The organism is Microbacterium sp. (assembly GCF_035556355.1).
Lineage (GTDB): Bacteria > Actinomycetota > Actinomycetes > Actinomycetales > Microbacteriaceae > Microbacterium.
The window spans coordinates 1-7,227 of the sequence record NZ_DATMFG010000059.1 but is presented as its reverse complement, the minus strand read 5'-3'; the positions used below and the strand labels follow the sequence as shown (position 1 = coordinate 7,227).

7 protein-coding genes and 1 pseudogene are annotated in these 7,227 nt (G+C 70.9%); 6 read left to right on the top strand and 2 right to left on the bottom strand.

Going from position 1 to position 7,227, the window contains the following annotated elements; genetic code table 11:
- The 3 genes from VNR19_RS16885 to VNR19_RS16875 form a co-directional block, all read left to right on the top strand.
- Positions 1-801: alpha-amylase family glycosyl hydrolase (locus tag VNR19_RS16885; protein ID WP_325728439.1), on the top strand; the 801-nt coding region annotated here is incomplete at its 5' end.
- 53 nt (positions 802-854) lie between these two features.
- Complete coding sequence (locus tag VNR19_RS16880; protein WP_325728438.1) at positions 855-1,886, top strand: LacI family DNA-binding transcriptional regulator; 1,032 nt, start codon at positions 855-857, stop codon at positions 1,884-1,886.
- A 147-nt stretch (positions 1,887-2,033) separates the two neighbouring features.
- The gene (locus tag VNR19_RS16875) at positions 2,034-3,275 is read left to right on the top strand and encodes an amidohydrolase (protein ID WP_325728437.1); all 1,242 of its coding nucleotides are present in this window, start codon (positions 2,034-2,036) and stop codon (positions 3,273-3,275) included.
- 94 nt (positions 3,276-3,369) lie between these two features.
- Here the strand turns inward: VNR19_RS16875 and VNR19_RS16870 are convergent, their stop codons facing one another.
- Positions 3,370-4,434 (bottom strand): VanZ family protein, encoded by a 1,065-nt coding sequence (locus tag VNR19_RS16870; RefSeq protein WP_325728436.1) that lies wholly within the window; start codon positions 4,432-4,434, stop codon positions 3,370-3,372.
- A gap of 88 nt (positions 4,435-4,522) precedes the next feature.
- Between VNR19_RS16870 and VNR19_RS16865 the strand changes: the two genes are divergently transcribed.
- Positions 4,523-5,824 (top strand): SufS family cysteine desulfurase, encoded by a 1,302-nt coding sequence (locus VNR19_RS16865; protein WP_325728435.1) that lies wholly within the window; start codon positions 4,523-4,525, stop codon positions 5,822-5,824.
- Positions 5,824-6,264 carry a Fe-S cluster assembly sulfur transfer protein SufU gene (sufU, locus tag VNR19_RS16860; RefSeq protein ID WP_325728434.1) on the top strand — a complete coding sequence of 147 codons (441 nt, stop codon included), beginning with the start codon at positions 5,824-5,826 and terminating at the stop codon, positions 6,262-6,264. The genes VNR19_RS16865 and sufU overlap by 1 nt, the downstream gene beginning before the upstream one ends.
- A gap of 7 nt (positions 6,265-6,271) precedes the next feature.
- On the opposite strand, the gene VNR19_RS16855 is transcribed toward sufU, so the two are convergent.
- Positions 6,272-6,877, bottom strand: a complete 606-nt coding sequence (locus tag VNR19_RS16855) for a hypothetical protein (RefSeq protein WP_325728433.1) — start codon at positions 6,875-6,877, stop codon at positions 6,272-6,274.
- A 60-nt stretch (positions 6,878-6,937) separates the two neighbouring features.
- Here VNR19_RS16855 and VNR19_RS16850 point away from each other — a divergent pair.
- Positions 6,938-7,227: pseudogene (locus VNR19_RS16850) on the top strand (hypothetical protein); the annotation flags it as partial.

Sequence of the window (7,227 nt, the reverse complement as noted above, 5' to 3'; positions counted from 1 at the left end):
GCGCTGTGGGTGCGCCCCGACGAGATGCACCAGGCGTTCAACTTCAACTACCTGGAGACCAAGTGGGACGCCCAGGCGCTGCGTCGCGTGATCGACGAGTCGCTCGCCGCGTATGCGGCCGTGGGCGCGCCGAGCACGTGGGTCCTGTCGAACCACGACGTCGTGCGCCACGCGTCGCGGCTCGCGCTCACGGCCGAGAACCCGCAGGGTCACGGCATCGGCCCGGACTCACCCGGCAAGCCGATCCCCGAGGTCGGTCTGCGCCGCGCCCGCGCCGCGACGACCCTCATGCTCGCGCTGCCGGGTTCGTCGTACCTGTACCAGGGCGAAGAGCTCGGCCTTCCCGAGGTCATCGACATCCCTGGTGAGGCGCGCCAGGACCCGACGTGGTTCCGCACGAACGGCGAGCGCTACGGACGTGACGGATGCCGCGTGCCCATCCCATGGAACGCGGATGCCCCCGCCTACGGCTTCAGCGCGACGGGTGCGTCGTGGCTGCCGCAGCCGGCCGAGTGGGCGACGCTCGCGCGCGATGCGCAGGACGGCGTCGAGGGTTCGACGCTCGAGCTCTACAAGAGCCTGCTCGCCGCGCGCCGGGAACACGGCCTGGGCGCCGGCACGCTCGAGTGGATCGAGTCCGATCCCGAGGTGGTCGCGTTCCGCAACGGCGACATCACCGTGGTCGTGAACTTCGGCGAGAATCCCGTCGAGCTGCCCGCGGGCACCGTCGTCGTCGCGAGCGGTCCCCTCGACGGGAACCTGCTGCCGACCGACACGGCGGTGTGGCTCGCGGAGGGTTGATCCGGCAGGATCGACCCAGCCGACCGTCTGGGGAACGCCGCGAAGGAGCGCGCATGGTCAGCATCGATGAAGTCGCCCGCCTGGCGGGCGTGTCGACCGCGACCGTCTCGCGCGCCCTGAGCGGCCGCGGTCAGGTGTCGCCGGCGACCCGTGCGCGCGTGGAGTCGGCGGCGAAGAGCCTCGGCTACGTCGTGTCGTCGTCAGCGTCGAGCCTCGCTTCGGGACGCACGCGCAACATCGGCGTGCTCGTGCCGTTCCTCGACCGGTGGTTCTTCTCGACTGTGCTGAGCGGCATCGCGAACACGCTGATGCGCAGGGGCTACGACATCACGCTCTACAGCCTCACGGCCGACCGCGAGCAGCGGCAGGTGATCTTCGAGACGTTCCTGCGGCGGCAGCGTGTCGACGGCGTCGTGGCGATCTCGATCGAGCTCGGCGACGACGAGACCGAGCGCCTGCGCGAGCTCGACCTGCCGGTGATCGCGATCGGCGGGCCGAACCCGCGCCTGACGACCCTCACGGTCGACGACATCGCCGTCGCGCGGCTCGCGACCGAGCACCTCATCGCGCTCGGACACCGCGACATCGCGCACATCGGCGCGAGCCCCGAGTTCGACATCGACTTCCACATCCCCACACGTCGGCGCCAGGGGTTCGAGCAGGCGCTGGCGGATGCCGGCATCCCCGCGCACCCCGCCCTGTACGAGCCCGCCGACTTCACGATCGAGGGCGGATTCCGCGCGGCGAAGCAGTTGCTCGGGCGACCCGGCGAGCGCCCGACGGCGATCTTCGCCGCATCCGATGAGATGGCGATCGGCGCCCTCCTCGCCGCCCGCGAGCTCGGTTACCGCGTGCCCGAGGACCTGTCGATCATCGGCATCGACGGCCACGAGCTCGGCGAGTTCTTCCGCCTCACGACGATCGACCAGTTCCCGCTCGGCCAGGGGGAGCGGGCGGCAGAGGCGATCCTCGAGGCGCTCGAGACGAAGGGCGAGGCGCCCCCGACGCACGAGCCCGGTCAGCTGCCGTTCGAGCTCATCGTGCGAGGCTCGACCGCGCGCCTCGCGGACCCACCCGGACGCTGAGCGAGGACGTCCAGCGACCCAGACGAAACGCGCGCGAGTGCACGACCTCGCGTCGACTGCACGACTTCGCGACGCCTTCAAGCCGTGCGCTCGGCGACAAGTCGTGCACTCGGCGCCGGGAAGAGCCGCCGGGCTAGGCTCGTCCGCATGACGATCGACCTCGAGGCGCTGTACATCGACCTGCACCGGCACCCGGAGCTCTCATTCCAGGAGACGCGCACCGCGGGGATCGTCGCCCAGCATCTCACCGACCTCGGGATCGAGTTCGAGGAGGGCATCGGCAAGACCGGTGTCGCCGCGGTCATCCGCAATGGCGACGGGCCGGTCGTGTGGCTGCGCGCCGACATGGACGCCCTCCCCGTCGAGGAGCGCACCGGACTCGAGTACGCGAGCACCGCGCGCGGCATCGATCCCGCAGGCACGGACGTCCCCGTGATGCACGCGTGCGGGCATGACATGCACGTGACCGCGATGCTCGGCGCGCTCGAGCGCCTCGTCGCGACGAAGGACGAATGGGCGGGGACGATCGTCACCGTGTTCCAACCCGCCGAGGAGCACGGCGCCGGCGCCCAGGCGATGATCGCCGACGGCGTGTTCGATCGGTTCCCGAAGCCCGACATCGTCCTCGGGCAGCACCTCACGCCGCTTCCGGCCGGCACGATCGGCGTGCGCCCCGGCACGCAGATGGCCGCCTCGGACGGGCTCACCGTCACGCTCTTCGGCCGCGGCGGCCACGGGTCGCGCCCGCACTCGACGATCGACCCCGTCGTGATGGCGGCGGCGACCGTCATGCGGCTGCAGACGATCGTGTCGCGCGAGATCGACCCGCGCGACGTCGCCGTCGTGACGGTCGGCTCGATCCACGCGGGATTGAAGAACAACATCATCCCCGCCGAGGCGACGCTCGAGCTGAGCCTGCGCTACCCCGACGACGCCGCGCGCGAGCGCGTGCTCGAGAAGGTCGAGCGGATCGTGCGCGCGGAGGCCGCCGCATCCGGATCCGTCGTCCCCCCGACCATCGTCACCGACCACACCCTGCCCCCGACGATCAACGATCCCGTCGCGACGACGCGGCTCACGCACGCGTTCAACACCGCGTTCGGCACAGGCACCGTCGTCGACCCGGGGATGTTCACCGGCAGCGAGGACGTGTCGTGGTTCGCGCGCGAGGCCGGCGTGCCGCTCGTGTACTGGTTCTGGGGAGGCATCGACCCCGAGATGTTCGCCGAGGCGAAGGCCTCCGGCACGCTCGAGAGCGCGATCCCGACGAACCACTCGCCGTTCTTCGCGCCGGTGCTGCACCCCACGATCGAAGTCGGCGTCGACGCCCTGGTCGTCGCGGCGCGCGAATTCCTCGAGACCGGCGGAAGCGGGTCGATCGAGGAGTAAGGGCGGATGCCGCGAGGCGGTGGGCGCTTCGTCTCGCATCGCTCGCTCAGCGACCGGGCGACGCTTCGACACGCTCAGCGACCGGGGGCGCCGCTCACCCGTACTGCAAGAGCTCGCGCACACGAGCATCGACCAGCTTCTGCCCCGACACGATCCCGGGAAGTCCGCGGCGATCGTCGGTCGTGAGCATGAGCACGAGCGAGAGCACGGCGAAGATCCCGCCCACGAGGCCCCACGCGCCGGGGAGCGCGACGAGGATGAGGTAACCGCCGATCCCTCCCGCGAAGCGGAGCACCCGCGCGAGCCACACGGGGTACGTCGTGCCCTCGAAGCGCAGGAGCACGGCGAGGTCGCCCACCGATCGACCCGTCGCCATGATGACGAGGAACCAGATGACGATCGCGGTCACATTCCCGACGACGGCGGCTGCTGTCCCCTCGGCGACTTCTTCGTGGGCACCGAGCCCGTAGAGGGCCGATTGCACGATCACCGCGGTCGCCCACGACGTCATGGTCGCGCCGATGAGGTCGCACAGCATGCCGAGCAGGCGGCGACGGCGCGTCACGGGTCGCGGCAGCTCGGCGTCGGGCAGGCGCGTGACTCCGCGTCGGCTCTTCGGCACGACGAGTCCGACGACGGATCCGATGAGCGCGCCGATCGTGTTCGTCAGGAGGTCGTCGACGTCGAACACACGGTACGCGCACGGGTAGAGGCCCCACACGCCGGTGAGCTGGGTCGTCTCGATGAACGCCGAGACACCGAGCCCGATGAGTCCCGCCGCGATGATGCCGCGCCCGCCGAGCACCCGCACGAAGAACCCGAGAGGGACGAACAGCACGACGTTCAGCAGCAACTGGAGAAGCGCGGGGTCGCTGAACGCGACGCCCGTCGGGCGGACGGCACCGCGGATGTCGTCGATGAACGCGAAGATGTCGAGGTTCACGCCCGCGCACCGGATGGTGTCCGGGTCGGGGAGGGGCAGCAGCGTATACGTCCAGATCGCGCAGAAGTAGACGAGCCCCGCGAACCACAGCGCGGCGCGTCCCACCGTCAGTCCGCCGCGACGTCGGTAGCTGAGGGCGACGAACGGCACGAGCAGCACAACGCCGATCAGCACCCCGAGCAGGATCGCGATGATCGCGAGCACACGGTCGTCCACGGCACGAGTCTCGCAGGGGCCCCGCCGCGAGCGCACGCCGGCGGGATGCGACGGAGCCGGATGCCGCGCCCCGGCGTAGCCTGGAGAAGTGACCTCGACGCTCGACGCGACGGCCGTGCGCGCCGACTTCCCCCTGCTCGACCAGACCGTCGACGGGCGGCCCCTCGTCTACCTCGACTCCGCGGCGACGAGCCAGAAGCCGCGCGCGGTGATCGACGCCGAAGTGGACTTCCTCACGCGCGCGAACTCCGCCGTCCATCGCGGCGCTCACACGCTCGCGGCCGAGGCGACCGAGCTCTTCGAAGACGCGCGCACGACCGTCGCCGGGTTCGTCGGCGCCCGTCCCGAGCAGCTCGTCTGGACGAGCGGGGCGACCGCCGGCATCAACCTCGTCGCGTACGCGATCGGCAACGCGACGGCGGGCCGCGGCGCTCCGGCGAGCGCACGATTCGCGCTCGCCCCGGGCGATGAGCTCGTCATCACCGAGTCCGAGCACCACGCGAACCTCATCCCGTGGCAGGAGCTCGCCGCGCGCACCGGCGCGACGCTCAAGCACATCCCCGTACGCGACGACGGCACGATCGACACGGATGCCGCGGCATCCGTCATCTCGCACCGCACACGCGTCGTCGCGTTCCCGCACGTGTCGAACGTGCTCGGCATCGTGAACCCCGTCGCCGATCTCGTCGCCCTCGCGAACGGCGTCGGCGCGCTCACCGTGCTCGACGCATGCCAGTCGGCACCGCACCTGCCGCTCGACCTCCCCGCGCTGGGCGTCGATCTCGCCGTGTTCTCCGGACACAAGATGCTCGGGCCGTACGGGATCGGAGCGCTCTACGGACGCAGCGAGGTGCTCGAGGCACTGCCGCCGTTCCTCACCGGCGGGTCCATGATCACGACGGTCACACTCGACGTGGCGCAGTACCTCCCTCCGCCGCAACGCTTCGAAGCCGGCACGCAGCCGGTGTCGCAGGCGATCGGCCTCGCGGCCGCTGTGCGCTACCTCGAGTCCGTGGGCATGGAGGCGGTGCACGCGCACGAGACGGCACTCGGCGAGCGCATGGGCGAGGGGCTGCGGTCGATTCCGGGCATCCGGCTTCTCGGCGACCCTTCGACAGGCTCAAGGACCGCCCCGACGGGCTCGCGGACCGAACGTGTCGCGCTGTGGGCGTTCGACGTCGAGGGCGTGCACGCGCACGACGCGGGGCAGTTCCTCGACTCACACGGCATCGCGGTGCGCGTCGGCCACCACTGCGCGCAGCCGCTGCACCGCCGCTTCGGCGTGACGGCGTCGGTGCGGGCGTCCGCCGCCCTCTACAACACCCCCGACGAGGTCGACGCGTTCCTCGACGCGGTGTCGGGCATCCGCTCGTTCTTCGGAGTCGCGTGATGAGCGGTCTCGAGGCGCTGTACCAAGAGTTGATCCTCGATCACTCCAAGCGCCCGCACGGCAAGGGACTCGCGGCGGATGCGGCGGCCACCAGTCACCAGGTCAACCCGACGTGCGGCGACGAGATCACGCTCGGCGTGCACCTCGACGGCGATCGCGTCGTCGATGTGACATGGGACGGCGTCGGATGCTCCATCTCGCAGGCGTCCGCGTCGATGCTCGCGGCGCTCGTCGAGGAGGAGGGCGGCCTCTCGCGCTCGGATGCGACGGCGCTCGTCGACGGCTTCCGCACCGCACTGCGATCGCGCGGAGAGACCCCGCTCGACGAGGAGACGTTCGGCGATGCAGCCGCCCTGTCGGGCGTCTCGAAATACACGGCGCGCGTCAAGTGCGCGATGCTCGCGTGGGTCGCATTCGAGGACGCGCTCGCGAAGGCGTGACGCACGGCTAGCTCGACGCGGTCGCCTGACGCCGCTCGAGCAGCCGGTCGATGCCCGCCGCGGCCCACACGGCGCCGAGCCCGCCCAGCACGACGATCCCCTGGATCACGAGCGCGTACCCGCCCGACGTGAAGTTCGCCTCGACGAGCATCGGGCCCACGATCGGAGGGATGATCGCCACGATCACGACGATCCACGACAGCGGATGTCGTCCGCGCGCGATGACCCACCCGCCGACGGCGGCGAGCAGCGTGACGAAGCCCTGATCGAGCACGAACGCCCACAGCGCGTCCGGCTCGTGGATGTTGCCGACGCCGCGCTCGAGACCGAACGTCGCCCACAGGAACAGCGCCACGCACACGAGGGTGATCCCGCCCACGCGACGCATGCCCGGCGTGGGAAGCAGCGCGAGCGACGCGACCATGCCGCCCACGATCAGCAGGAACTGCACGATGTTCACCAGCGGCGTGTCGTTCCTGATCGTCCCCGCGTACGACTCGGACTGCACGATCGCCGAGAAATCCGTCGCCGACGCGATGTACGTCGTGGCGAGCATTCCGACGATGGCTGCGCCGTAGCGCGCGCCTCGATCGAACCGGAGTCGCGGTCCCATGGCGCGAGATTAGCCGATGCCGGTCCCCTACAATCGGGCAGAGTCGAGGTGGGGGTCTCGGTGGCACGGACGACGGACGACGAGAACGACGACGCGACCGCGGATGCGGTGCACGCGGATGCCGCCGACACCGACGCGCGCGCCGACGAACCCGAGCTGCCGTCGCGCCGGGAGTTCTTCCGCCGTGCGGGTCTGAGCGCCGCGGGGCTCGCGATCGGGGCATCCGCCGGCGCCGCCGTCACCGCGGCCGCGACCACCCACCCGCCCGAGTTCTCGCCACTGCCGCCGCGGCACGTTCCGGGCTTCGACCACGTCGTGGTCGTGATGTTCGAGAACCGGAGCTTCGACAA